29 protein-coding genes are annotated in these 21,977 nt (G+C 37.3%); 14 read left to right on the top strand and 15 right to left on the bottom strand.

Annotation, left to right across the window (positions count from 1 at the left end):
• Positions 1-34: 34 nt before the first annotated feature.
• A complete protein-coding gene (locus tag LPB86_RS16840) occupies positions 35-1,816 on the bottom strand; it encodes a hypothetical protein (protein ID WP_230646068.1) in 1,782 nt (593 codons plus the stop codon).
• Positions 1,817-1,968: 152 nt separating this feature from the next.
• Positions 1,969-2,352 carry a hypothetical protein gene (locus LPB86_RS16845; RefSeq protein WP_230646070.1) on the bottom strand — a complete coding sequence of 128 codons (384 nt, stop codon included), beginning with the start codon at positions 2,350-2,352 and terminating at the stop codon, positions 1,969-1,971.
• Between the two features lie 125 nt (positions 2,353-2,477).
• Between LPB86_RS16845 and LPB86_RS16850 the strand changes: the two genes are divergently transcribed.
• The 3 genes from LPB86_RS16850 to LPB86_RS16860 all read left to right on the top strand — a co-directional run bounded on the left by LPB86_RS16850 (position 2,478) and on the right by LPB86_RS16860 (position 5,157).
• On the top strand, positions 2,478-3,017 hold the full coding sequence (locus LPB86_RS16850) for an STM3941 family protein (RefSeq protein ID WP_230646072.1): 540 nt from the start codon (positions 2,478-2,480) through the stop codon (positions 3,015-3,017).
• Between the two features lie 30 nt (positions 3,018-3,047).
• Positions 3,048-4,244: an FAD-dependent monooxygenase gene (locus LPB86_RS16855; RefSeq protein WP_230646073.1), complete on the top strand. Its 1,197-nt coding sequence runs from the start codon at positions 3,048-3,050 to the stop codon at positions 4,242-4,244.
• A 211-nt stretch (positions 4,245-4,455) separates the two neighbouring features.
• Positions 4,456-5,157, top strand: a complete 702-nt coding sequence (locus LPB86_RS16860) for a DUF4288 domain-containing protein (protein WP_230646074.1) — start codon at positions 4,456-4,458, stop codon at positions 5,155-5,157.
• A gap of 106 nt (positions 5,158-5,263) precedes the next feature.
• Here LPB86_RS16860 and LPB86_RS20985 read toward each other — a convergent pair whose 3' ends face one another.
• Positions 5,264-5,476, bottom strand: coding sequence for a PLDc N-terminal domain-containing protein (locus LPB86_RS20985; protein WP_370632845.1), 213 nt, complete (start codon positions 5,474-5,476; stop codon positions 5,264-5,266).
• A gap of 47 nt (positions 5,477-5,523) precedes the next feature.
• On the opposite strand from LPB86_RS20985, the gene LPB86_RS16865 reads away from it, so the two are divergent.
• A complete protein-coding gene (locus LPB86_RS16865; RefSeq protein WP_230646076.1) occupies positions 5,524-6,102 on the top strand; it encodes a hypothetical protein in 579 nt (192 codons plus the stop codon).
• 56 nt (positions 6,103-6,158) lie between these two features.
• On the opposite strand, the gene LPB86_RS16870 is transcribed toward LPB86_RS16865, so the two are convergent.
• The 10 genes from LPB86_RS16870 to LPB86_RS16915 form a co-directional block, all read right to left on the bottom strand.
• Entirely contained in the window at positions 6,159-6,956 is a 798-nt protein-coding gene (locus tag LPB86_RS16870) for a hypothetical protein (protein ID WP_230646078.1), read from the bottom strand.
• Between the two features lie 72 nt (positions 6,957-7,028).
• Positions 7,029-7,475, bottom strand: coding sequence for a hypothetical protein (locus LPB86_RS16875; protein ID WP_230646080.1), 447 nt, complete (start codon positions 7,473-7,475; stop codon positions 7,029-7,031).
• Positions 7,472-8,341, bottom strand: coding sequence for a hypothetical protein (locus LPB86_RS16880; RefSeq protein WP_230646082.1), 870 nt, complete (start codon positions 8,339-8,341; stop codon positions 7,472-7,474). The genes LPB86_RS16875 and LPB86_RS16880 overlap by 4 nt, the downstream gene beginning before the upstream one ends.
• A 4-nt stretch (positions 8,342-8,345) precedes the next feature.
• Positions 8,346-9,260 carry a hypothetical protein gene (locus LPB86_RS16885; protein ID WP_230646084.1) on the bottom strand — a complete coding sequence of 305 codons (915 nt, stop codon included), beginning with the start codon at positions 9,258-9,260 and terminating at the stop codon, positions 8,346-8,348.
• 4 nt (positions 9,261-9,264) lie between these two features.
• Entirely contained in the window at positions 9,265-10,713 is a 1,449-nt protein-coding gene (locus tag LPB86_RS16890; protein WP_230646085.1) for a hypothetical protein, read from the bottom strand.
• A gap of 342 nt (positions 10,714-11,055) precedes the next feature.
• Complete coding sequence (locus LPB86_RS16895; protein WP_230646087.1) at positions 11,056-11,919, bottom strand: SDR family oxidoreductase; 864 nt, start codon at positions 11,917-11,919, stop codon at positions 11,056-11,058.
• 97 nt (positions 11,920-12,016) lie between these two features.
• Positions 12,017-12,586, bottom strand: a complete 570-nt coding sequence (locus LPB86_RS16900; RefSeq protein ID WP_230646089.1) for a Crp/Fnr family transcriptional regulator — start codon at positions 12,584-12,586, stop codon at positions 12,017-12,019.
• A 105-nt stretch (positions 12,587-12,691) separates the two neighbouring features.
• Positions 12,692-12,934 carry a hypothetical protein gene (locus LPB86_RS16905; RefSeq protein WP_230646091.1) on the bottom strand — a complete coding sequence of 81 codons (243 nt, stop codon included), beginning with the start codon at positions 12,932-12,934 and terminating at the stop codon, positions 12,692-12,694.
• Between the two features lie 98 nt (positions 12,935-13,032).
• Positions 13,033-13,779, bottom strand: coding sequence for a hypothetical protein (locus tag LPB86_RS16910; RefSeq protein ID WP_230646093.1), 747 nt, complete (start codon positions 13,777-13,779; stop codon positions 13,033-13,035).
• Positions 13,780-14,004: 225 nt separating this feature from the next.
• Positions 14,005-14,943 carry a hypothetical protein gene (locus LPB86_RS16915; RefSeq protein WP_230646094.1) on the bottom strand — a complete coding sequence of 313 codons (939 nt, stop codon included), beginning with the start codon at positions 14,941-14,943 and terminating at the stop codon, positions 14,005-14,007.
• A gap of 256 nt (positions 14,944-15,199) precedes the next feature.
• Here LPB86_RS16915 and LPB86_RS16920 point away from each other — a divergent pair, with 256 nt between their 5' ends.
• Complete coding sequence (locus LPB86_RS16920; RefSeq protein ID WP_230646095.1) at positions 15,200-15,454, top strand: RNA 2'-phosphotransferase; 255 nt, start codon at positions 15,200-15,202, stop codon at positions 15,452-15,454.
• A 14-nt stretch (positions 15,455-15,468) separates the two neighbouring features.
• Entirely contained in the window at positions 15,469-15,666 is a 198-nt protein-coding gene (locus LPB86_RS16925) for a hypothetical protein (protein WP_230646098.1), read from the top strand.
• Here LPB86_RS16925 and LPB86_RS16930 read toward each other — a convergent pair.
• A complete protein-coding gene (locus LPB86_RS16930; RefSeq protein ID WP_230646101.1) occupies positions 15,638-16,381 on the bottom strand; it encodes an SDR family NAD(P)-dependent oxidoreductase in 744 nt (247 codons plus the stop codon). The two genes, LPB86_RS16925 and LPB86_RS16930, sit on opposite strands and share 29 nt — an antisense overlap.
• A gap of 82 nt (positions 16,382-16,463) precedes the next feature.
• Here LPB86_RS16930 and LPB86_RS16935 point away from each other — a divergent pair, with 82 nt between their 5' ends.
• From LPB86_RS16935 to LPB86_RS16950, 4 genes are all read left to right on the top strand, one after another.
• Entirely contained in the window at positions 16,464-16,811 is a 348-nt protein-coding gene (locus tag LPB86_RS16935; RefSeq protein ID WP_230646103.1) for a helix-turn-helix domain-containing protein, read from the top strand.
• Between the two features lie 277 nt (positions 16,812-17,088).
• Positions 17,089-17,748 carry a carboxypeptidase-like regulatory domain-containing protein gene (locus tag LPB86_RS16940; protein ID WP_230646105.1) on the top strand — a complete coding sequence of 220 codons (660 nt, stop codon included), beginning with the start codon at positions 17,089-17,091 and terminating at the stop codon, positions 17,746-17,748.
• A gap of 109 nt (positions 17,749-17,857) precedes the next feature.
• The gene (locus LPB86_RS16945) at positions 17,858-18,433 is read left to right on the top strand and encodes a hypothetical protein (RefSeq protein WP_230646107.1); all 576 of its coding nucleotides are present in this window, start codon (positions 17,858-17,860) and stop codon (positions 18,431-18,433) included.
• Between the two features lie 87 nt (positions 18,434-18,520).
• The gene (locus LPB86_RS16950) at positions 18,521-19,039 is read left to right on the top strand and encodes a hypothetical protein (protein WP_230646109.1); all 519 of its coding nucleotides are present in this window, start codon (positions 18,521-18,523) and stop codon (positions 19,037-19,039) included.
• A gap of 23 nt (positions 19,040-19,062) precedes the next feature.
• Here the strand turns inward: LPB86_RS16950 and LPB86_RS16955 are convergent, their stop codons facing one another.
• Positions 19,063-19,902 (bottom strand): ankyrin repeat domain-containing protein, encoded by an 840-nt coding sequence (locus LPB86_RS16955; protein WP_230646110.1) that lies wholly within the window; start codon positions 19,900-19,902, stop codon positions 19,063-19,065.
• A gap of 142 nt (positions 19,903-20,044) precedes the next feature.
• On the opposite strand from LPB86_RS16955, the gene LPB86_RS16960 reads away from it, so the two are divergent.
• From LPB86_RS16960 to LPB86_RS16970, 4 genes are all read left to right on the top strand, one after another.
• Positions 20,045-20,518 (top strand): hypothetical protein, encoded by a 474-nt coding sequence (locus tag LPB86_RS16960; RefSeq protein WP_230646112.1) that lies wholly within the window; start codon positions 20,045-20,047, stop codon positions 20,516-20,518.
• A 231-nt stretch (positions 20,519-20,749) separates the two neighbouring features.
• Complete coding sequence (locus LPB86_RS16965) at positions 20,750-21,292, top strand: hypothetical protein (RefSeq protein WP_230646114.1); 543 nt, start codon at positions 20,750-20,752, stop codon at positions 21,290-21,292.
• A 54-nt stretch (positions 21,293-21,346) separates the two neighbouring features.
• A complete protein-coding gene (locus LPB86_RS20885; protein ID WP_255695575.1) occupies positions 21,347-21,481 on the top strand; it encodes a hypothetical protein in 135 nt (44 codons plus the stop codon).
• Between the two features lie 37 nt (positions 21,482-21,518).
• The gene (locus tag LPB86_RS16970; protein WP_230646116.1) at positions 21,519-21,977 is read left to right on the top strand and encodes a hypothetical protein; all 459 of its coding nucleotides are present in this window, start codon (positions 21,519-21,521) and stop codon (positions 21,975-21,977) included.

A 21,977-nucleotide genomic window follows, 5' to 3' on the forward strand; every position in this document is an offset into this window, starting at 1 on the left:
CAGGTCATTACAGATGCTCAAAAAGCCTACGAGTTTAAATGCCCTTGTAAGCCTTCTTCACCTTATCCCGACTCAAATAGTATTTTGTATTTTTGCTTTTCACAAGAATAAAGTTATCCTTATCAAAGTCATTATACAGGCTATAGTCTCCCGCAGGCAGAAAACTTTGTCCAGTATTAGTATCCAGGGTCTTGTATATCGGCGCTTCGTTGCCACCTTTGGTCATCAGCTTCGAAAAAACAATTCCCTGTTTAATTGTAAAACCGTCTTCAGTTGGCGGAATTACGACACTGCCTTTAAGGTCAAATAAGGTAATGGTATTGTGACCACCGGGTACATCTCTAATTGCATAAATATATTTGCCTGAAATATTAACATGAATATAAAGTGGCTCAATGACAAATTTTCCATCCTTATCTAAAATACCTTTGTCAGCGCCAACGTTAGCATACTCATCATTTTTATCTGCTTTGTAAACCGAAACATGAGTAGCATCTGCGGTAGCACTTATAGCGAAAGTTTTCAGGGCAGTCTCACTAAAAGAAATCATTTTTTTATTTTTGATATCGAGTCGGTAATAAGAACAATCCATGCTATTCTCTTTATTATTGCAGGCCTTGTAATAATACGAGTTAATCGCCTGAAGATTTTTAAACTGTGGTGTCAACAGCCACTTCCCGTTTGCGCCAATAATGCCGAAAAGATCTTTTTTATCGCCTTTTGCAATTGAAACGCCGGATGCTATTACATCTTCATTTTTTATAGTTACATTAATTTTACCACTTCTAATTTCATCTGCAACGTAAACCACTACTTTTTCAACATCGTTATAAAAATGGTATGAAGAAAGCATCGAATTGACTTCTTTATTTTCTTCATCAGACAAACCGTTAGGAAGTTGATCAGCGAGATCATTGAGCAAATCTTGAGTGGTACCGTACTTTCCTTTATCAAGGTTACTAACGGCCTTGTTCAATAGCTGACTATATTCCTTTAAAAGTTTTTGTTTAGCCGCTGAGGGTGCTGAATTTGAGCTTGTACTGTTCGTTTCAATCAATCTCCCGGTTTTATCCATGCCCAATACTAAAAGGATGCGATCTGAAGGCCCCTTAAATAATAGTGTAGCAGATCTGTTTCCAAGTTGTTTTAGCGTAACTGGTGTATTCCCAATTTTTGTCTCCAAATGATCTTTATCCAATACCACTTTGCGGGTTTTTGTTACATATTCATAGTTGAGTTGAGCATTCACACTGTCTGCCAGTTTAACAGATTTAGTTCTTGCAGGTTCATCCAAATCTGTTTGCATGATCTGTTTTTTATCCAGACTCGACTTATCATGCAGAAATATCTTATTAAGATCAATCCTGCTACTCAAAACCGTTTTGTACTTGTCGTCAATTCCCTCTCCAAAAATTGGTGGCTTTTTAAAATCTTCAGGTAACGCTGTTTGATATTGCGCGCCATTTTCATCTACCATTTGAATAAATTTGTAATTAGCGGCCAGTTTACTCATCTCTTCCTCAATCTTCTTCTCCGATGCTAATGGATAACTATCAAGCTTAACAACACCTTCATTACTTGATTGGTCGAATGTTGTTGATGGAGAAATCTCCATTTTTAAATTAATGAGAGTTAGCAATCTATCTATATCCTCAGCCTGACTTTTAAAAGTAGATCTTAACTCTTCCAATGATTCATCTTTATATGCATTTATAAACCACTTTTTTGAATTGTCATTAGTTTTGTTTGCTTTGCCACCACAAGCTAATAGAAATAGAAACGTGGTAGGTAAGATTAGGAGCTTGATAGCTTTCATAGGTTAGGAGATTCAAGATAAAATTGTAATTTTTATAGCTCGCTGTTAAAACAGAAAAATATAGTTTAAGTTTAACATAACTTAACTCTGCTTGTTCTAAAAAACGTTGTCGCTATGTGGAGGTATTGTCAGAGACGGATTAGCAAACCCATCTATAAAAACTTCTTAATTAAACCTTGTGATAACAGTAATAATAGCAGGAACCCATAAATGCTCCATACAAGACGTGTTTTTGATGCATTAATGTCAGCAAAGAACTCATTGAGTGGAGGGTCAACTTTTAATGTACGGGTAATAAGTTGATAAGCTAAAAATGAATAAATAGCCAAAAAAAGCCATATCGCTGGTTTTGACAATGGTAACAACTTGATGCCTGCTATCATTGATATTGAAGCTAAGATATTTAATATCAACAATAAAATAGCAGCACATAGATGCACTATGGCCATCAAATCAGCTCCTTTGTTTGATTTATCCAGCCTTACGTAGTGATTATAGAAAACTTTATACGCCGTTTCTAATGCTGATTTAATCATGATTGGTATGCTCTTTTATGCCCATGTAGCGCTCTGCAAAAATAAAAAAATATAGCTTAAAATTTGTAGGTTTAGGCTGCAGACTTGTATCAATCATATTTAAGTTAAGATCAATCAAAACAACAATGGAAAAAATTGAAATTTACTCAAGTAAATCAAAATCTCTTTTATTACTAATTGCGTCAGTGCTCTTTGTGATTGGAGGAATTTATATGTTGCTAAATGCCGAATATATTATGGATTATCGAATGAAAAATATATTATTTATAAAAGGAGTTGGAATTTTTTCGATTATATTTTTTGGACTAGGAATCTATGTATCGATAAATCGATTAATAAAAAATCAGCTTATTCTGATAATTGACCGAACTGGGCTAAATATTAATCCAAATAGCTCTTCCTCTGAAAAAATAGAATGGAATAATATAGATGGATTTTCTGAAATGAAGGTCCAAAGCTCAAGATTCGTAATTATTAACGTAAATAATTCAGATTATTGGATTGAAAAAGAGAAAAATAAGTTAAAAAAAAACCTCATGAAATTTAATGTCAATAATTATGGTTCACCATTTAATCTTTCAGCGCATACAATGCAAATTAATCATGATGAACTAATGGGACTATTAAATACAAGTCTGACAAATTATAAATTAGACGTCAATTAGCTTCATCATCAATAAAACAATTTTATACCGATGAAAAACAAAAAGATCCTGATATCCGGTGCAAGTATTGCCGGGCCAACGTTGGCCTACTGGCTTAGCCATTATGGATTTGAGGTAACTGTGATAGAGAAAGCGCCAGAGCTGAGGTTAGGCGGACAAAATATAGACGTAAAAGGTCCGGCAAAGGAAATTGCGCAAATGATGGGTATCGAAGAAGAGATCCGCGCAAGAAACACCACCGAAATTGGTACCCGCTTCGTTGATAGTAAAAACAAAACAGTAGCCGAATTTCCGACTGGGGAATCTATCGGGCTTACTCAAGAGTTAGAGATTCTACGGGGCGACCTTGTTAAAATCCTTTACGAGCATTCCAAAAAAAAGGCTGAATACCGCTTTGGTGATCATATCACCAGTATTGACCAAAATGACGAAATGGTGAAAGTAGGCTTTGCAAGTGGAAAGGAAGCGTCTTTCGATATCCTGATTTCAGCCGAAGGTATCGGTTCTAAAACACGCGAACTTGCTTTTGGCAGGCAACCCGATTTTAAATATTTGGGCCTGCACTCTGCCTACCTAACTATCCCAAAACAACCATCAGATAGTAAATGGGCGCGCTGGTGCAATGCAGAGACTGGTATTGTTTATCTTATGCGGCCTGATAACTATGGAGAGACCAGAGCATCTGTAACCTTCCTTGCAGAGGAGGATGCGTATAAAGGGCTTTCTCCAGAGGCGCAAAAACAAGCATTGATCCGGCGGATAAAAGGTTCCGGCTTTGAATCAGAGCGGATTATTGAGGGCATCCACCAGTCTAAAGATTTGTATTTTGACAGGGTAAGCCAGGTTAAAGCGTCAAAATGGAGTATCGGCAGGGTAGTCATTACCGGTGATGCTGCCTGGTGTGCTACGCCTATTGCAGGTAAAGGTACAGACCTGGCCATGGCCGGTGCTTACATCTTAGCGGGAGAACTTTTTAAAGCCGATAATATTGAGCAGGCGTTCAACGCTTATGAAAACAGAATGCGGCCATATGTAGAAAAATGTCAGAAATTGCCCCCTGGAATTCCATGGGTAGTTTATCCGACCACTAAATTTGGTGTTTTTGTGTTAAACAGGTTGGTGGCCGCCGTAGGGAGCAAACCGGTAAAATGGTTAATTGCTAAGCTAAGTGGCAATAAAAAAGCTGATCAGAAAGAGATCATCTTGCCTATTTATAAAGTCAATTAGCTAAACCAGAATACCTCAATTACTATTTTGCCGATCCTGATAAGCCTTTTGCCAAAATATTGTAAATCAAAAATTGAGGCAGTTGCTGCCTGATTTTAACGGGGAAGTGGATCAGGACAGACTGGGCACTTGTTTGAGAAAGAATACTCAATTACGATTATCTTGCAAAAATGTTAAATTGCATGGAAATTCCTCTTAAATTATAAATATAATGTCCATTGATCAAATGCTCTCAAAAGAAAATTCCTTACTTAAAGAATGGACGCTAGATCCTAACTTTCCAGATCAAATGCGGTTTTTAGATGTAAATATTCACCTTAAATACCCCGATGTAGATTCACTACTGGAATTTGAACCTCAAGAGAGAAAAAGGTTAATAGCCCAAGATCATCGTGAAAAATTTAATGAACTCATCCAGCTTAATTTATTTCAAGATTATGAGCGCATCGGCACTACCAAGCGGCCAACAGGAGTAAAGACCAAGATTCCTTTTTCTGCTTTGGCAGAAATACAGAAGTTGGATTTCGTCGATATTTTTACTGAAAAAGTTGACGGTGCAAAAAAGAAGAAGCAAAGAAAACAATCAGTGTTCTACTGTGTAAAAATGACAGTTGTTGCTCAGATTGAAGGTGTTGATTCTGGCTTGGAGCAAGTTGATGATCAATATGTGTTAATTAAAGCCAAGTCTCACGATGATGCATACGCTAAAATTGAGAAGCAAAAAGATGAATATGAAGTACGATATTTAAATTCAGACGGTAGGTTTGTAAGGTGGAAAATTGAAAGTTATGATGATTGCTATCAAACAGACATTAAAAGCTTTAAAGATTTAAAAGATCCCAGGGGTTCTGAAGTCTATTCGAAATATAGAACAAGGCGTATGAATCCAGACAATGTATGGGATGGAAAGTAAGACACCCAAGATAACAGCAATTGGCTTGCAAAAATGTTAGCATATCAATATTGAAAAATTAGGGTCAAAAGCAACTGAATGGTTAAAATCGGAAATATAAACTATTTCAGCTTCTAGGGCTAAAATTTGCTCTTAAATAGGCTGATGTGCCAAGGACGGGAAGCATTATAATAACGGCTATCCAAATAACTTTGTGCAAAGGATGCAGGTTTTTATTTTTCACTGTTTTAACAATACCATAGATGAGGTAGCTTAGCAGACCAAAATGAAGTAAGAGTTGGCTAATTATCATCTTTGCTAATATAAGATAATTGGGCATACAAAACAGTTTCGTTTTTCATTTTGTTCTTATGTTATTTAATGACTATGATGAAATCCTTTTTGTGCTGTTTTTTGATGTTCCTCGCTACAGCCAGCTTTGGCCAAAGCGGAACTTACCAGCGTAAGTTTCCTGGTGGAGCAATCTGTAAAATTGCCCTTATCAAAAAGGGCGAAAAGATAAGCTGCGATGTTTTTGCCTGGTGGGCAAATGCATCTGCAAGGACCGGGAATTTTTCTGGTTCTGGAACCTTAAAAGGTAAAAGCTGGCTCCTGAAATCTGAGGATGATCCGTACTGCAGGGTAGAAATGGCTTTTATCGGGCAATCCATTAAGGCCAGCTTTAATGACTGCATGCAAAGTAACCTTCCGGAAGACTTTTCGGGCAACTACACAAAAGTGACTGCTAATCTTCCCGGAAAATATATTGTAAAGGCACCAAAGGCATACTTTTATGGCAGGGCTGATATTTCGGCTAAAAAAAGCAGCTACCTGGTTGCAGGAGATATGGTGGAAGTTGTACTTGAAAATATTGATAACAGTGCAGGAATATTGATCAGCTACACCAGTAAGAATGGCACCCGTACTACAGGGTATCTGAACTGGGCCGATCTAAAAGCCAACTAATTTGTTTTGCTGCCGAAGAAGGTGGATTAAATAGCACCAATCAAATTTTAATTCTTTTACTCTCCAAAGGCAAACCGCTTTGGAATTTTGTAGCCGTTTTGATAGGGGATTACAACGCTATCAACCTTGATAGACTTTTCATCCAGGCAATTAAATCTTTCCAGGATCAGCTCATAGTTTTTGCGGCCCGGCACTTTTCTAAAGGAATACCGGTTTTCATCGCAAACAGTAAGTTTATAATCGTCACCTGCGCCTTCCCCATAATCGCTAAGGGTAGGGAAGCCAAAAGTCTTACCAAGTTTCCCATTGGCCAATTCAATCATGGTCAGGTTGTAATTATTTCCCATATGGCTTTGTCCGCCCGAGAGCACAATGGCTTTATTTTCCTCACCAATTTGTTCCAGTTTCTCAAAGCTTCCCGGGTTTCCATACATACCACCTCCACCGGCTTGCAATCTAAAGTCATTCAGCTTCCATCTACCTTCTAATTTTTTAAAGATAAATACATCACACCAGCCAACAGATACACCATACATTGGGCCGCGGTTTTCTACTACATATAAGTAGTATTCACCAGATTGATCTTTAAAATACATCAGTTTAACATCATCCCTGGTCATGGTGTCTGCCTTGCTGTCCGTTTGTGGCAAATTACTTACCGTATCATAAATAGATTTCGCCAGTAGCTCGGCATCAGCCACCTGCAGCGAATCTTTATCAAAAACAGGCATCTCGGCGGTCATTTCCGTGGATTGTGCATTCGCTGTAGAATCTGAGTTCTGAGCAGTAGATTCGCGTTTGCCATTACAGCCTAGTGCGATAATTATTACGGATAAATAAAGTAAATGTTTCATCTCTTGGTTTGAGTGAAATCAAAAACTAAGCCACAAGCCTTCTATGATCACCAGTTAAAGAAAATCGAGAAATTATAATTTCCTAAAGCGTTCACCTAAAATAATGGCATATCCCATATCATAAGCCATGGTAACCTCTATTCTATCAAAGGTTCCTGTTTTGCTACCTTTCCAGCCAGTCTCTCCATTACTGCCATATTTCAAAATCAAAACTACCTGGTAATTAGCGTTCGTGTTACTTTTCTTCTTTAAGATTTTACCTGTTGCATCAGTTTCAATCCAATATTCTACCGGATAGGCCTTCACATCATGTACCTGAAAGAAGCCGCTGCCATCTTTATTAATTTCCACTATAGGCTCTTTAGATTTTTCATACCAATATTTGCCAGTTATTTCCGGCGGAATGGCCTTATTACCAAAATATGTGTTTCCCGCAACAGTAAACTTCTCAACTTTTTGTGCTACTGCATTTACTGTAAAAACCACAAGTAATAAGGCAAGGATCGATAGTCGTTTCATAATTTTATCGTTTTTAGTATTTCGTAGCCTTCGGTGAAAAAGTACAACGAGCTTTTATTTTTAATATCTTTATAATTAACTTTAGAAGGCGTATATAAATTTAAAAAATACAGGGTTGTATCATCTATTTTCGCTCGAGTTATCGCAACATTGTAGTCTTTTTTGTTGATTTTCACAATTTGGACTTCGGATAAGACCTTTTTGGAGTCAAATTTTGCGAATTTTTCTTTGATGAAATTACTTAAATTCATGCTACCCAATTCTTCAATTGTTAAAGCCTTTAAAATTGCAGTTACTTTTACAATGCGGTCGCTGTTTTTATCTACTAAAATTTCATATAAGCCTATTTTATCTTCAGCAACATCATTTTTTCTGCTATAAAGCAAAACTGAGTTATCATGTTTAGGATTTTCAAAATCTATCAAGCTATATAACTGTTTTTGTACTGTTGAGAACGACTGTCCAATGGTTATTTTCTCAATAGGATTTATTAAACTACTCTTTTTGTTTTCTAAAAACAGTATCTTTTCTTTGGAAAAATTATTCAGCTCAAGAGCGGCGTCATTAGATAAACTTGATTTTTTCCCCTTCAATTCGGCAACATACGCAGCATATGCACAGAAGTTTTTTGTACTATCTACCAAAGCCAACTGTTTGTATGATTTTAGTTTAAGTCCCTGTATTTTTGAGTTTGTTGTTTTTAGCATTGTTTCCGCAATATCTAAATCTGATAATGCAGTCTCATATTTACCATTTTTAAATGCTTCTTCAGCATCTTTATAAGATTGTATGGCAAGGCTGTTCTCTTGTGCAAAAACAAAATGAGAAAATGAAATTGCCCATAAAGTAAGTATAAGTGTTTTCATAACACTAGTTCTTTATATAGTCAGAAATCATTAAACGTTCTATTATAGAATATGAATTGTTAGCGATAGCATAGCTTAAGGTGTAAGATACCGATTTTGAATGTATTGCTGCATTATATGCCTCTGTACGGATCTCTTTGTTCATAACTTTAATCGTCGTAACCTGAGGCGCGCTTACAGTAACATTGCTTTCACCATATTTCGTTTTCAACTCATTAACAAGCGCATTATAGCCGCTTAAACCTGTTTTCTCTTTCTCTTTATATTTTCCATTTTCTAGTATTTTGTAAACATCAATTACCCTTCGTGTCCTATCATCCAAGGTAATATTTTGTATTCCGGATATTTTAATGTTAAAAGCACCTCCTGTTATGCCGGTTTTTGAACTAAACATCAAGGGAACATAGTTCGTCTGGTTATTCGCTTGCATTTTCATGCCTTTGCTCCAATCAAAATTCGCCGAGACTTGCGACGGTATTTCCTCTACATTCATCCCTATTTTAATTCCGTCAATGCTGACTTCACTCGATGCTGAGCTTAGGCCATCCTTGCTCTGCGATGCCGCGTCGGTATTAAATTCCTGCTGTTCTTTTAAAATTCTGTGCAAATCTTCAGCATTTACCTTTTTGCCGCTGGCAAACATGCTTTTCAATTCCTTAACTGCATTGTTATAGTCATTGGCTTTTGATGTGTCCTTTAGCGCAAGCTCGCGGTATATTTGAATTTTTAAAACCTGTGCTTTTTCCTTTGATGCGCTTGAAAGATTTTCATACAAAGCCAATTTGGAAAGGGCATCGTTATAGTTTTTTGCGGTAAATTGTTCTTCTGCTTGTGCATATATGCTATTCGCATCTTTTGCTTGTCCAAATGTTTGCATTGTCGCAAAGCACAGCAAACCCATAATTGCTACTTTTTTCATACTATTAGTTTTTCCAAAAATCATTATCGTTATTTTCATTTGTTATGGTTTCAGTTTTATTAGAATAGGTGGAGAACTTTAAATCAAAATCGCATTGGCTCGCCAAATACAAAAATGAATCCCGTAAGCTATTTGCATCATTTTCCGATGTGAAAAAACCGAGTATCACAGGTACGTCATCGTTGTTAAAGTGGTTTCGTAAGTCTTTGATCAGCGTGTTTTTAAATGGCCATGTTCCATTTTTATTTCTTATTATCGGAAAAACATTTGTTACCAAAAGCTTTGGTTTATCTCTTATAAACGAATACCTGTTTGTGCTATACGAAAAAACATAGACTACTTTATTGTCAATTGATTTTGAAGATACGGGTAAACCTCCGTCTCGAAAAGTTTCCAGCAATGCTTTACGCACTTCTACCACCTGACTGGCTTTCATTGCTTTTAGCCTACTAATTTGTTCTTCTTTTTGTTTTCTCAATCGTTCTTCATATTCTCTTTTTCGCTCTCCAGCACCAATTTGATTTAAAAGCCCAGCTGCTAATCCTATCCCTTGTCCCATCAGTTCATTCCCACCTAACAAATGATTCATTGTACTTGCATTGTTCATCATTGCTGTGTTTTCAGACTCCACCGTTTTATCTAAGGTAGCTGCAATTTGATTGAATTTTTTCTGAAAAGTCATTTCAATTTCCTCTACTGAATTAAATTTCCCTTCCAGAGATGACAGTTCATTTAGCTCTTTTCTATTTTTATCTACTTCCTGCATAGAATAAAAGCTACTTTCTAATTTTTGTCCAAAAGCAATCGCGTCATTGAGTTTGCTTTCAAAATTTTGCTGTGCTTCTTGTACATTGGCTACACTCGTTGTTGCAGATGTTGTTGACATTGGATCCTGGCTAGGATTTGTGGAATTATTCTTAGCCATTTTACCGGTTGACTGCCTTTTGCTTTTCAATATCTCGTCCACCGCCGGTTCCCCTCCCAGGTTTGCTCTGAAGTAAGTTGTGGCTGTTACGCTGAAGTTTCGTGTAGTAACATTTTTCAGATCGGCTTTAGAAGCGATGTAAGTATCCCCACAAGTAAAGTCTGCATTACAGGAGGCAGTCACTTCGTAATTATTATTCCCATCACTCACATTAGCTTTAACGGACATGGCAAAGGGAAGCTGCCTCGCATTCGGCCAGCTTGCCAGCTTAAGATCGGCAACCGAATACTCTTTGTTAAACTCATCATGGTAGAGAGAATAATTAGGTACCGTTATCCTGGGATTATAGAACTTAATGTAAAATAAGTTATTCTTTTCTATAAAAGTGTAGGATACTTGCCATTTGACCCTAGTGTAATAGGAACCTGTAGATTTTCCATCATTGCGATATTCGCCACTCAGCGTCTGTGCAAAGCTTTCAGCAGAGATACCACAAAGCATTAAAGCAGCGAATATTATTGTTTTCATTTCAGGTGTATATTTGATTTAGATGATGTCTTACCCGTAGTTTACCAGAAAACTTTATCTGTGCTTTTGATAATGATGAACACTTATCTGATTTTTCTTGCTAAAATTAGATCAAGTTTTTTCAATAGCCAATACCTAAAAATGAGTATTTTTTGTACTATTGAACTGCTGAATGCCTTGATTGAGTGGTATGACCAGGTCTGGGACCTAGAACAAATGTATTCCTATCCGCATCGCAGATGGCTTGTATAAAAAGGTTGATCCTATTGATATTTAACTTACAAACTTGAAATCAATTTTTAAAAGCGACAATGAGTTCGAAGCCACTGCCGCTTTTTGAATTTAATTTAAAAGCTCAGCCATGCCGAACACGGTCAAGCCTTTTCCGAACTGTTCAGCTACCGCTTGGTTGGCCGCTTTTATATATTCGCCGGTGATGCGGTCAACCACCGTTCTTAAAGGTCTTTTGCCTTTTTCTGTATCAATTAGCTTTACGATCGCATCTGCAACATCTTGAGGGTTTGGATTTTCGCTTTGAATATGGCCTGTTACGGCTGCTACCATCTTATTGGGGATGTCAGCGATACTGCTGTAACCTTCAAATACCGACTGGTCTGAAGCGTACTGGGTTTTTTGCTGCATTTCTGTAGGAAAGGCTCCGGGCTCCACAATAGCCACGTCTATACCCAAACGTTTGAGTTCGTAATGCAAGCCTTCGCTAATTCCTTCCAGTCCAAACTTAGACCCCGCGTATATCGTAGCGAAGGGAAAGGAAACCCGGCCAAAGCCACTGGTGATGTTAATGATCAGGCCGTCCTGCTGCTTGCGCATAGCCGGCAATACCTGTTTAATGAATCTCCAGGGTGCAAACACGTTCACGTCAAATATGGCCTGTACATCGGCGGTAGTGAAACTTTCTGCTACGCCATTCATCGAAACGCCGGCATTATTAACCAGTACATCAATGGTGCCTTCTTTTGCTATAATTTTATCAATGGCTTGCTTAACGCTTTCGTCATCTGTCAGTGTCACATCCAGCACGGTCACATTTGCTACGGCTCCCAAAGCTTCAGCCTTTTCCGCATTCTTACCTTTGGTATCTCTCATGGTGGCGTAAACCTGGTGCCCCAATGCCGCAACGCTTTGGGCGGTCAGCCAGCCGAAACCACTATTGGTTCCGGTTATTAATACGATCTTTTTGCTCATCTTTAAATTGTTTAAATAATGAAACAAAGGTTGTGAAGACAGGCAGTAAAGCTTTTACCATTTGGTAAAAAGCACCGCCTACAATTAAAAAAGACAATTATCGGACATTTCGCCGTATCCGGCTCAATGATTGTTGCGTAATGCCCAGGTAAGAAGCAACATGTGAAAGTGGTACCCGATTAACGAGGCCCGGAAAATGTTGATTGAACAACAGATAACGGTTGGTTGCATCTTCCGAGACCAAAGGACTTCTGCGTTCGATCGCTTTCAGTAGGCAATTTTTTAAAATCAGGTTCTCAATTTCTTTCCAGCTAACAATGGTATTGCCGATCTCGTCCCAATCCTTTTTGGAAAAGACAAGTAATTTACAATCGGTCTCTGCCTGAATATATTCGGATGAAATGATCTCTGCATCGAACCTTTGCTGGTCTGAAACAAAATTATTTTCTTCAACGAATGAATGCGTAATCTCTTCCCCTTTATTATTGTAGTAACAGAAACGAACCACGCCTTCCAGTAGAAATCCCAAGTGCCTTGGTATCTTTCCAGCTTCAGAAAAATAGTCTTCCTTTCTAAGTTCCAGTGCTTTTGCCTTACCTATAATAAAATCCGTTTGCTGCTTATTCAGGTTACCAAACTGCAGCACGTAATTGATGAATGCTTCCATAAGGTAAATTTCGGTTTTTTTACCAGCAGTTCATTTACCATTTGGTAAAAACTACCATTATCAAAATTATAATAGTCCCATTGCGAGATGAGGGATATGGATGTATTAAAGCGTGGCGAGTTCTTCAATGCTAAGACCGGTAGCGTCTGAAATAACTTCTAATGAGATACCTTTAGTGATTAAATTTCTAGCAATTTGTTTTTTTTCTTCCAGCGCTTTCAATTCACCTATTGCGATACCGTCTTCTAAACTTTGTTTAATTGCTCTGCCAACTAATATTTCTTTAACTGTCATAGGTACTGTCCTTCCTGTTAGTTGTTCTACTTCTTTTTCAAAGGTCGTGAACATTTGTGGGTTTTCAAAAGTTGCAAATCCCAGCGGGATCACATAAAAAAAGCCTCAAAGAAATTTGAGGCTTTTTGCTTTTAAAATTATATTATAAAGTTTTAATCTTTACTAATCAAAACCTCGGTTACGTTTTGCCAGTTCTGTAAGAGTTCGTTAAAAAGAGGGGGATTTTCAGAGCCTCCTTTAAAAATGCTATATGTCCTCTTGCCATCTCTGTTAATTTGTTGAGCAGATTCCATAGTTCTCAACGAAAATCCGCTAAGTAAATTAATTAAATTAAAATTGAAAGTCGCTTTGTATTTGTCAACAGGCTTGATAACGATTTCAGGAACACGGAGACTAGCTTGAAAAGGAAGAGAACTCGCCAATATGATACTATCTCTTGTGCCATGAAAACTTTTGAAGGTACCTTTAAAGAAGAATGCCAGTTCAGGCCATACAAATTTCTTACAGTACATCTTAACTTCAACATCTTTGTACGAACCTGAAGGTAACTTAATATTTCCCGCAATTGAATTAACAGCTAGAAGATCCAGATTTTTCTCAACCATCACAGTAGTATCTAGTAAATTATTGCTTTTTCCAGTAAAAGTGATCTTTTCAACATATACAGTCGCTGAGGACCAGTCTACTTCTAAAGGAATAGCTGCAGAGTCAACATTGTTGATCTTTATTCCATTTAAAGCGGAAACTTTCGTTTTCGAACTCGATGCCTTCGCTACGAAGGAGATATTTCCATAACCAGACGGAAGCGTAGGATTTTTTTCAGGTTCAAGTTCCTTTTGGCAAGATGTAATTGCAACTGATACAAGCAAAATACCAGTATAGAAAGAGAGAGATTTCATAGATATGAAGGTTAAAAATTTTTCTAAAGATAGTAAAAACCGTTAGATAAAATCAAACTCAAATTTTAGAAACTAAAGGTAATTATTTGTAAAGGAACAGCTTTGTTTACCTATTTCAATGTTAGTCTTTATATCGTGCAGTTCAGTGTTCATTTCTCTTTGACTTTGCGGTTTGCTATTTGAATGGTAAGCCAAAATTCCAATATTCACTATAAACAGGATGTATTAAAGCGCAGCAAGTTCTTCAATACTAAGACCAGTAGCATCGGAGATAATCTCTAATGAGATACCTTTGTTGATAAGATTTCTAGCAATTTGTTGTTTTTCTTCCAGCGCTTTTTCCAGCGCTTCTAATTGAAGTTCTAATCTAACTTCTTCTCGAGCTTGATTTACTGCTCTGCCAACTAATATTTCTTTAACTGTCATAGGTACTGTCCTTCCTGTTAGTTGTTCTACTTCTTTTTCAAAGGTCGTGAACATTTGTGGGTTTTCAAAATTTACATAGTAGGTCAAAAACATCATCACTGCATTATGTTTTTTTAGACTTACTTTTCTCTTAGTCAATTCAGTAGCTAAATCAAGCTTCATTCGTTTCAGATCTTGATCATTGGCGTTTTTATTCTTCAAAGCCAGCAAAACTACTAATGCAATTACTGCAAAAACATTTGGGTTTTTTCTCAGTTCTGCTTCATCCTGATCCAGGAGTTTATAGGTGTTAAACTCATAGCTAAGCTTCGTGCCAAGGTATTCATCACGGTAGGGCAAAGGCAGATAACCTTTAACATCATCAATTAAAATGGCGAATGCGGTAATGGATACGTTGTGTTTATCTCTGGCCAAATAATAATACCTAAACATGCGTGCACTAAGATCTTCATTCCCCTTTTTCCCCTGCACCTCCACATGAACCAGGATGAACCTAGACCCACCATCTTTTAAAGGCACACGTACCAATTTATCCACGAAACGTACTTTACCACTATCCTCTGTAGATGGGAAAAGTTTGTTAAATTCTTTATCTAAAAATGTAAACCTTTTGTCCATCGCAAATAGTTCATCTGCATCTGGAAAAAAGAACCGAAGGAAATCGTCAAAAACCTCTTCTAAGGCGCCCTTCCATAACTCATCATCGCGCCTTGGGGCTTTTCTGTTTTTCTTTGCCATACTTCATGCTATATAGAGCATAGTATGTTTTTTATTTTTGTATAAACCCAAATTTATTTTAAACTATTTGATTTCTACCTCCTGTTCTAGAGGATGAAAAGGTAGGAGAGAAGGAGATTTCCTTTACCCAATGCTATCACTGTCTAAAGCAGCTAACTTAATCAGCTTAATTATATGGCAAAGGTTACATTTTTGGATCGACGTAAAATTTTGTAAGTTGCACAAGGAAATAACCCCAAATATTAACTCTCTAATCATGACTGAAGACACCCACTCAGAAAGACCAAAACTTTATAACGCAACAGGACTTGAGAAGTGTAGTAGGCAACACACTCATTTAAGTAGTGACATTGAGACTGCAATAAAAGTAGGGCAGAGGCATGGAAAGCCATTTGTTTTTAAAGTGTTGGCCGGGCAAATGTATAATGATAACTTTCATTTTTTTATATCGGACAATGGCGTTTGGTTAACAGATCATGTGCCTCCTCAATATCTTGAAAAAAATGGCTAATATAAATCAGAATAATGTTCAAATTTGAAATAGCAAGATCTAAGTCAGATTTTATAGCAACCCTAACCTATAAGACTGCTGAAGAGGGAGGAAGGAAGGCGCCTGCGAAAACCGGCTACAACCGTGCTACCCTAATTGCGGCAGGTAGCACGATTGACTTCTTAACAAGTATTTTAGTTATATTTAAAGAAGGGTTGATCCTCCATCAATAACATGCTCCGCACCAGTAATAAAGGAGGCTTCATCGCTGGAAAGAAAAGCAACAAGCTGGCCTATTTCTTCCGGCTTTCCAATGCGTCCTATGGGTGTTAGACTGATCAGGTAATCGGTCATTCCAGCCAAAGCTGTTGCATCCATTCCCATCTTGCTAAATAGTTCGGTGTCAATTGCACCTGGACTAATGGCATTTACCCTAATCTTTCTTGGCGCCAGCTCCAATGCTGCTGTTTTCATTACAGCATTAACAGCTGCTTTGCTTGCGCTATATACACCCAAACCCGGACTTATAGTAGAAGCCAGAACAGAAGAAAGGAGTACAACAGATGCACCGTTGTTTAAATGCGGAATAAATTTGCTTAATGTAAAGTAAACACCCCTAAAGTTAACATTCATCATTTGATCAAAGTTCTCAGGCGATTCTAATTCTATCGAAGACGTACCCGAGATGCCGGCGTTAATAAACAGGATATCTACCTTACCGAATTTCCCAGTCACTTCGCTTACTAAATTGTCGATATCCTCCAATTTGGCCTGATCAGCCAGAACAGCGTGAACACCCAGTTCCTTTGCTGCCTGATCAATAGCCGCCTGTCTTCTTCCTGTTATGATAACGGTTGCGCCTAACGCTTTAAGTAGCTTTGCTGTTCCGTAACCCATACCACTGTTCCCGCCGGTAATCACCGCTATCTTATTTTCAAATTTTTTCATGATCTTTTTGTTATCATGCAAAGGTATCCTATAATTGCTATACATTTGTAAGCAGTATAAAAAAGTATAGCAGCTATTTAGTATGGTAAAAAACATTGAGGAAGCTACAAGTAAAGAACTTGCCGCTCTGCTTGATACAATCTACGTCATTGGCGGTAAGTGGAAAATGCCCATCATATTTGCGATATGTAAAGGTCATCAGCATCGTTTCAGGGAGTTAGAACGCAGTATCACCGGGATCACATCACGAATGCTCTCTCTGGAACTCAAAGAAATGGAACTGAATAAACTCGTCACCAGGACTGTTTATCCTGAAACTCCTGTACGTATCGAATATGAGATCACCGAATATTGCAAAACACTGGTACCGATGCTACAGTCAATGATAGATTGGGGAATGATTCATCGACAGAAAATTAAGGAAAATTGATTAGTTATTAAAAATGAAGATAATCTGTAACGGCTGTTACAGATAGATATGCCGATAACACTAAATGATCACCAGGATTTATTGAATATCGAGGATTTTTACCTCCGGTATGAAGATAATTCATAGACATGGCAGCGGATCAATTCAAATGCAAATCACCTGAGGGTAAGTTGCCTTTGGTGTACCAAATCAATTTCTTAAGGCTTATAACATGCTTTAATTTAAAAAGGTTATGGAATTGTGTAGATTGGTGCATCAGTATTGAAAATCATACACTATGAAAAAGCTACAATTGATAGTAAGCAATCCATGTTCAGAAAATTGGAATGAAATGCAAGCTGATGGTGACCAACGTTATTGCAACAGTTGTGAAAAACATATCGTAGACCTGAGCATGAAATCTGATGCAGAACTGATCCAGTTTTTTAAAAAGAAGAAGGGCAGTGTTTGTGGGCGCCTGCTGTCTAGTCAACTTAATCGCGAACTCGTGGTACCAATTCCGAAAACCAATTGGAATTGGTTGTTGCCGTTTGCCTTGGGTGCAATGGTAGCTAGCCCGGTACAAGCAATGGACTTGAAGTTAGCGATCACGCAAAACGATTCAATATTTCCATCACTTCCTGCTCCAGCCGATTTGAACGTTAAAGCCCCTCAGTTGGCAGATACTATTTATGGTTCAGTGGTAGACGTTGCTAATGGAAAACCGTTGGCAGGAGTTATAGTCAGGCAAAAAGGTTTCAAAAACGTACTGGCTAAAACAGATGTCAATGGCAAGTTTAAAGTGATCATATCCAGGCAAGATATAGAGAACGAATTTACTTTCGATTACCTGGGCTATGTTCGTGTAGAATCTAAGCTGAAAAATGGAATGTTAATCAAATTACAGGAAGCGCAAGTTATATTGGGTGGCATGGGGTTTAAAGAATGGGAAGAGTAATCAAAAAAAGCAAAAAAATAAAGCCGAGAAATGAAAAAATGGTATAGTGAATAAACTTCAAACCAATTCTGGCGGAGATTGTTGACTGTTAAACATATACCATCATTTTATGAGAAAACTTATTTTATGCCTGCTGATAACCTTCCAAATAACTGCTGCATTAGCACAAGATGCGAAAATTATCCAAAAAGATTTTCAAACTATTATTGGTTACACCCATAAAATGGAAATTGATAAGGTATTGGACATGACATACCCACCTTTATTCAAAATAATGCCTAAAGCCCAAATGAGCGCAATGGCCAAAGGAGCCTTAAGCGGCATGGGCATAAAAACCATTTTCGAAGAAGTGCCTCTCGGGCTTACCCTTAGCCCGGTTACCAAGTTAGGTGCGGCAACAATTTGCCTTGGAAAATACAACCAAAGCATGATACTGGAATCGTCGCAAACCACCTTGCTCGACATGCTTGCCAAGGCCAAAATGAAAGACAATGCGGTAGAGAAAATTAGCCCTCAAAAACTAAAAATAAAGGGGAAAAACTATTTGCTGGCCATAAAGGATGCTAATACCGGCGGCACCTGGAAATACCTGAGATACGATACTGAAGATGCCGAGACGAATGCCAAAGTATTGTCGAAAGAGATATCCGTCGCTGCAGCCAAGCTTAAGCTTGCACTTAAATAACTAAGCACAAACCAACATAAAGCTTAATACGGACATGGTCATGCGTAACGACCAGTAATTGCTTTTCAAAAAAATTCAACAGAAACAATGAAATGTCTTCTAGTCATCATCATTTCCTTAATAAGCATACCCATATTTGCGCAAAAAAATCCACCACCAAAAACCGTAAGGCTTGCAGGCACATCAGATATTTTAAAAACCGATAAACGCTTGGCAGATTTCATGATTAACAAAACAAAGTTTAATGTTTATCTAGGCTATCAAAAACCCGACGAAATGCGAGAGCAGAAAAAGGGTGATACTTTGCAGAAATACAAAATAGCAAAGGATAAGCTTAAATTTAGCCACTTAGAAATTGTAAAATATGGTACAAGAAATGGGAAAGTCATTCTTGAAGGAAAGTATAAATTGCGCAACGATACGTTATTTGTTAGTGAAAATTTTTACGATTACATTGGCGCTTATTGCATCACCACAAAATACGTTACCGATGAATGGGGCTTAAAAAAAGTATGGGACAACATGAAAGGAATTCCACTACAAAACCTAACCGAGAGACATTTGAAACCAGCTGAAATGAAAAGTCCGCCCATGATAAAACAGTAAGCTTATGAGTTTGGGACCACTTTTTACTTTAGTGCATCCACTATTTCTTCAAAATGATTAGCCTTGGCAATTTCAATGGGCAATTTACCGTAATAAGTGTCATCACCGCAATCAAAAGTTTCTGGTTTTTGTTTATCTACATCTTTTTTTATCAGGTATTGTACCATTGCCATATTATTGTTTTTTATTGCAATTATTAATGCCGTTTCTCCATTACATTCGTTAAAATCTAAATCATCCTTGGTTAACTTTAAGGCGTTCAGCACTTCATAATCAGACTTTCTCACTGCTTCATGAAATACCCATAATTTGCCGCTAATATCTCCAACATGCTGGTCGGCCCCTTTTAGTAAAAGGTATTTCGCACCATCGTAAAATTTGTAGAAGCCTGCTTTATTAAAGGAACCATTATGTTTATAAGCAACACCTTTTTTTATCAGATACTTCATGATCTCTAATCTGCCGTATTCTGCAGCGTCTAAAATAAGGTCATCTTCTTTATCGTTAATAGTTGCCCCGCCATCTACCATTAACTTAGCTAAAGTGATATTGTCGGCAGTTCTTATTACGGCTTGTAGTGGTGTTATCTTTGTTTTAGGCTCGTAATTTGGCGGAAAAGTAGATTTTAACATTTCGATTACTTTTTTGGTATCATTAGCAAAGATCGCCTCGTAAAATTCATCAGTAAGTTCTCGGGTTGGTATGTAAAGCTTTGGAAAGGCTGGTTTATTGATGACTGGGGCTACAACACTAGGTTTTTGCCTTTCAATACTGATATTTTTTTTTACTCTGTTCTCACAAGATGATAACGAGAAGCCAGTAACTAGCAAAAATATTAATGAAATTAAATGTCGGTTTTTCACAGGTTTTATTTAAGATTTTTTTGGTGATGCCATATGCTCCGGTAGCTTTACCGTTATACCGTTAACAAACTTCAAACCAATTCTGGCAGAGATTGTTGATTGTTTAAACATATACCATGCATCAAAACCTAATTTCAAAACAATGATAGTATCTGTTCAAACCTACAACATCCTTTTACTAGCCATTTTAATATTGATTGCTATCAGACCTTTGTATACCCGTTTCATTAAAAAACAAGGTAATAAACACGATTGGATGTTCGCCCTTTTAATTCTGCTTTTGCCAATTAACTGGTACACGCCAACTTTTATAAATGTTACCTCTTGCAATAACTTTACCAAGGAAGTATTGATATTTCCCGGTCAAAAAGAGGGTGTAAATTATAGTTATGGCTGGAGTAATTATGTGGTTAACAATTCGCCAGACAACCTTGTTTTTGAGTATATTTACTATGGAGATAACAAACGTGAGGACGATGAGGTAGATGAAATTATTCCGCCAGGGAAAATTGCAAAAGTGAATGAAGTAAAAATCGATTTCGTTTTCGAACCACAAGCAGAAAGTGTCTCTACCAAATCCAGAGGCGCAACTAAAACAAGTTTGTATTGTAAGTAGCTTTTGGAGAAAGCAGCGGCCATCATCGGCATCATGAGCACCGGGAGGACTGAATCAAGGGTTTACAATCAATATCCAATTATTTGCCGATTTTGAAGTAGGATCGGTCGGAATTAATTTGATTAATAAATTAACTCAATATCCAGGTTGTATTGCCGGTTTTTATCAATACATTAGTAAAACAATTTAATTAAGGCTCATGAATTCGATGGTAGTCCTAACTCAGAAAATATGAAAGCTGACGAGTTTGTTGATTTTATGACTGGCATAATACCTACTTATCAGGATTTTACAAATTCTAAGTGGCCTAAAGAAAGCGTACCCAGGTTGATAAAAAAATTTGAAATCATAAAAAGGGATTACCAAGGGGAATTCAATAAAGATGAGCTTATTGATTTGCTTACTCGTTATGATTTAAGTAACATAAGTATCGTGAGTACATCCTTTGATGAAATTGAAGTTTGGGAAAATTATACCTTTTTTGGTTACATGGATATTTTTCGGCTTGCAATAGACAATGTCAATCGTACAATTTTGTCATATGATCCAGGACTGGATAGCATAGATAAACTTGCGGCAGAAAACAGTAGTAAGTTTCTAGATGCGCATTGCGAGTTTTTCAACTATGCAAAATTAAGTTTGCTTAGCCAGGCAGATGATCCTGACTTTAGTGATGATGCAATGATCGCCATTGCAAGAAAATGCGCGCTAAAAGCTGGAGGATTAATTTATGAAAACTTCTACCGGGCATCCCTGGGGATTGGCATTATTTAGTTCAAAAGCCATGAATAGACCAACCGTAAGAATAATGGTGCTAGAACCAAGTGATTGGAACCAAGTATTGAGAACGAAACCTTTAAACCATTACAGCAATATTATTCAGTGAGTGTTAACGGAAGCATAATAAACGAGCAGGCCAACGAACAAGAATTTGTCATTACAGGTAACGTAACTTATGACTAATTTTCCTCACAAAGTGATTTCAACTTACCGGGTCTTAATGAAGAAGGCATTTAACGAAGATGTTGATGAAACTTGGATTGATTGGGCTTTGGAAATGATTGAAGCGGGCTACGAATCTGATAATCTTTATATACTTGCGGGAATTTCCAGACCTTACCATCAGTTTGAACTTCAAAGATTAACTGATAAGGTTCTCGTTGATCTAAATCTTGACTATGAAGATCAACCGCAGATGATTAGGAATTATGTCTATTACATTATTTCGTCTACCATAAATGAACCGTCGAACTACCTTTCTACCTTAAAAGAAATCCGGAACATATGTATGGACCTGGATATGGAACAGGAATACATGGACTTTTATTTGCTATATTTTGCGAAAGATGACCTCAATGAATCAGGGGTGCAGTGGTACTGGGATGGTGCATACAGAACAAATATTGATTTAATAATCAGAAATATCTTTCAGGTGTATCTTGATAAAATGGTAAAATAA

Origin of the sequence: Pedobacter sp. MC2016-14 (genome assembly GCF_020991475.1) — a bacterium.
In the GTDB taxonomy this organism is placed as follows: domain Bacteria; phylum Bacteroidota; class Bacteroidia; order Sphingobacteriales; family Sphingobacteriaceae; genus Pedobacter.

What these genes read in the sequence shown, in the direction of transcription:
- LPB86_RS16840 (WP_230646068.1), bottom strand. Translation starts at nt 1,816, where the DNA reads ATGAAAGCTATCAAGCTCCTAATCTTACCTACCACGTTTCTATTTCTA.
- LPB86_RS16845 (WP_230646070.1), bottom strand. Translation starts at nt 2,352, where the DNA reads ATGATTAAATCAGCATTAGAAACGGCGTATAAAGTTTTCTATAATCAC.
- LPB86_RS16850 (WP_230646072.1), top strand. Translation starts at nt 2,478, where the DNA reads ATGGAAAAAATTGAAATTTACTCAAGTAAATCAAAATCTCTTTTATTA.
- LPB86_RS16855 (WP_230646073.1), top strand. Translation starts at nt 3,048, where the DNA reads ATGAAAAACAAAAAGATCCTGATATCCGGTGCAAGTATTGCCGGGCCA.
- LPB86_RS16860 (WP_230646074.1), top strand. Translation starts at nt 4,456, where the DNA reads ATGTCCATTGATCAAATGCTCTCAAAAGAAAATTCCTTACTTAAAGAA.
- LPB86_RS20985 (WP_370632845.1), bottom strand. Translation starts at nt 5,476, where the DNA reads ATGCCCAATTATCTTATATTAGCAAAGATGATAATTAGCCAACTCTTA.
- LPB86_RS16865 (WP_230646076.1), top strand. Translation starts at nt 5,524, where the DNA reads ATGATGAAATCCTTTTTGTGCTGTTTTTTGATGTTCCTCGCTACAGCC.
- LPB86_RS16870 (WP_230646078.1), bottom strand. Translation starts at nt 6,956, where the DNA reads ATGAAACATTTACTTTATTTATCCGTAATAATTATCGCACTAGGCTGT.
- LPB86_RS16875 (WP_230646080.1), bottom strand. Translation starts at nt 7,475, where the DNA reads ATGAAACGACTATCGATCCTTGCCTTATTACTTGTGGTTTTTACAGTA.
- LPB86_RS16880 (WP_230646082.1), bottom strand. Translation starts at nt 8,341, where the DNA reads ATGAAAACACTTATACTTACTTTATGGGCAATTTCATTTTCTCATTTT.
- LPB86_RS16885 (WP_230646084.1), bottom strand. Translation starts at nt 9,260, where the DNA reads ATGAAAAAAGTAGCAATTATGGGTTTGCTGTGCTTTGCGACAATGCAA.
- LPB86_RS16890 (WP_230646085.1), bottom strand. Translation starts at nt 10,713, where the DNA reads ATGAAAACAATAATATTCGCTGCTTTAATGCTTTGTGGTATCTCTGCT.
- LPB86_RS16895 (WP_230646087.1), bottom strand. Translation starts at nt 11,919, where the DNA reads ATGAGCAAAAAGATCGTATTAATAACCGGAACCAATAGTGGTTTCGGC.
- LPB86_RS16900 (WP_230646089.1), bottom strand. Translation starts at nt 12,586, where the DNA reads ATGGAAGCATTCATCAATTACGTGCTGCAGTTTGGTAACCTGAATAAG.
- LPB86_RS16905 (WP_230646091.1), bottom strand. Translation starts at nt 12,934, where the DNA reads ATGTTCACGACCTTTGAAAAAGAAGTAGAACAACTAACAGGAAGGACA.
- LPB86_RS16910 (WP_230646093.1), bottom strand. Translation starts at nt 13,779, where the DNA reads ATGAAATCTCTCTCTTTCTATACTGGTATTTTGCTTGTATCAGTTGCA.
- LPB86_RS16915 (WP_230646094.1), bottom strand. Translation starts at nt 14,943, where the DNA reads ATGGCAAAGAAAAACAGAAAAGCCCCAAGGCGCGATGATGAGTTATGG.
- LPB86_RS16920 (WP_230646095.1), top strand. Translation starts at nt 15,200, where the DNA reads ATGACTGAAGACACCCACTCAGAAAGACCAAAACTTTATAACGCAACA.
- LPB86_RS16925 (WP_230646098.1), top strand. Translation starts at nt 15,469, where the DNA reads ATGTTCAAATTTGAAATAGCAAGATCTAAGTCAGATTTTATAGCAACC.
- LPB86_RS16930 (WP_230646101.1), bottom strand. Translation starts at nt 16,381, where the DNA reads ATGAAAAAATTTGAAAATAAGATAGCGGTGATTACCGGCGGGAACAGT.
- LPB86_RS16935 (WP_230646103.1), top strand. Translation starts at nt 16,464, where the DNA reads ATGGTAAAAAACATTGAGGAAGCTACAAGTAAAGAACTTGCCGCTCTG.
- LPB86_RS16940 (WP_230646105.1), top strand. Translation starts at nt 17,089, where the DNA reads ATGAAAAAGCTACAATTGATAGTAAGCAATCCATGTTCAGAAAATTGG.
- LPB86_RS16945 (WP_230646107.1), top strand. Translation starts at nt 17,858, where the DNA reads ATGAGAAAACTTATTTTATGCCTGCTGATAACCTTCCAAATAACTGCT.
- LPB86_RS16950 (WP_230646109.1), top strand. Translation starts at nt 18,521, where the DNA reads ATGAAATGTCTTCTAGTCATCATCATTTCCTTAATAAGCATACCCATA.
- LPB86_RS16960 (WP_230646112.1), top strand. Translation starts at nt 20,045, where the DNA reads ATGATAGTATCTGTTCAAACCTACAACATCCTTTTACTAGCCATTTTA.
- LPB86_RS16965 (WP_230646114.1), top strand. Translation starts at nt 20,750, where the DNA reads ATGAAAGCTGACGAGTTTGTTGATTTTATGACTGGCATAATACCTACT.
- LPB86_RS16970 (WP_230646116.1), top strand. Translation starts at nt 21,519, where the DNA reads ATGAAGAAGGCATTTAACGAAGATGTTGATGAAACTTGGATTGATTGG.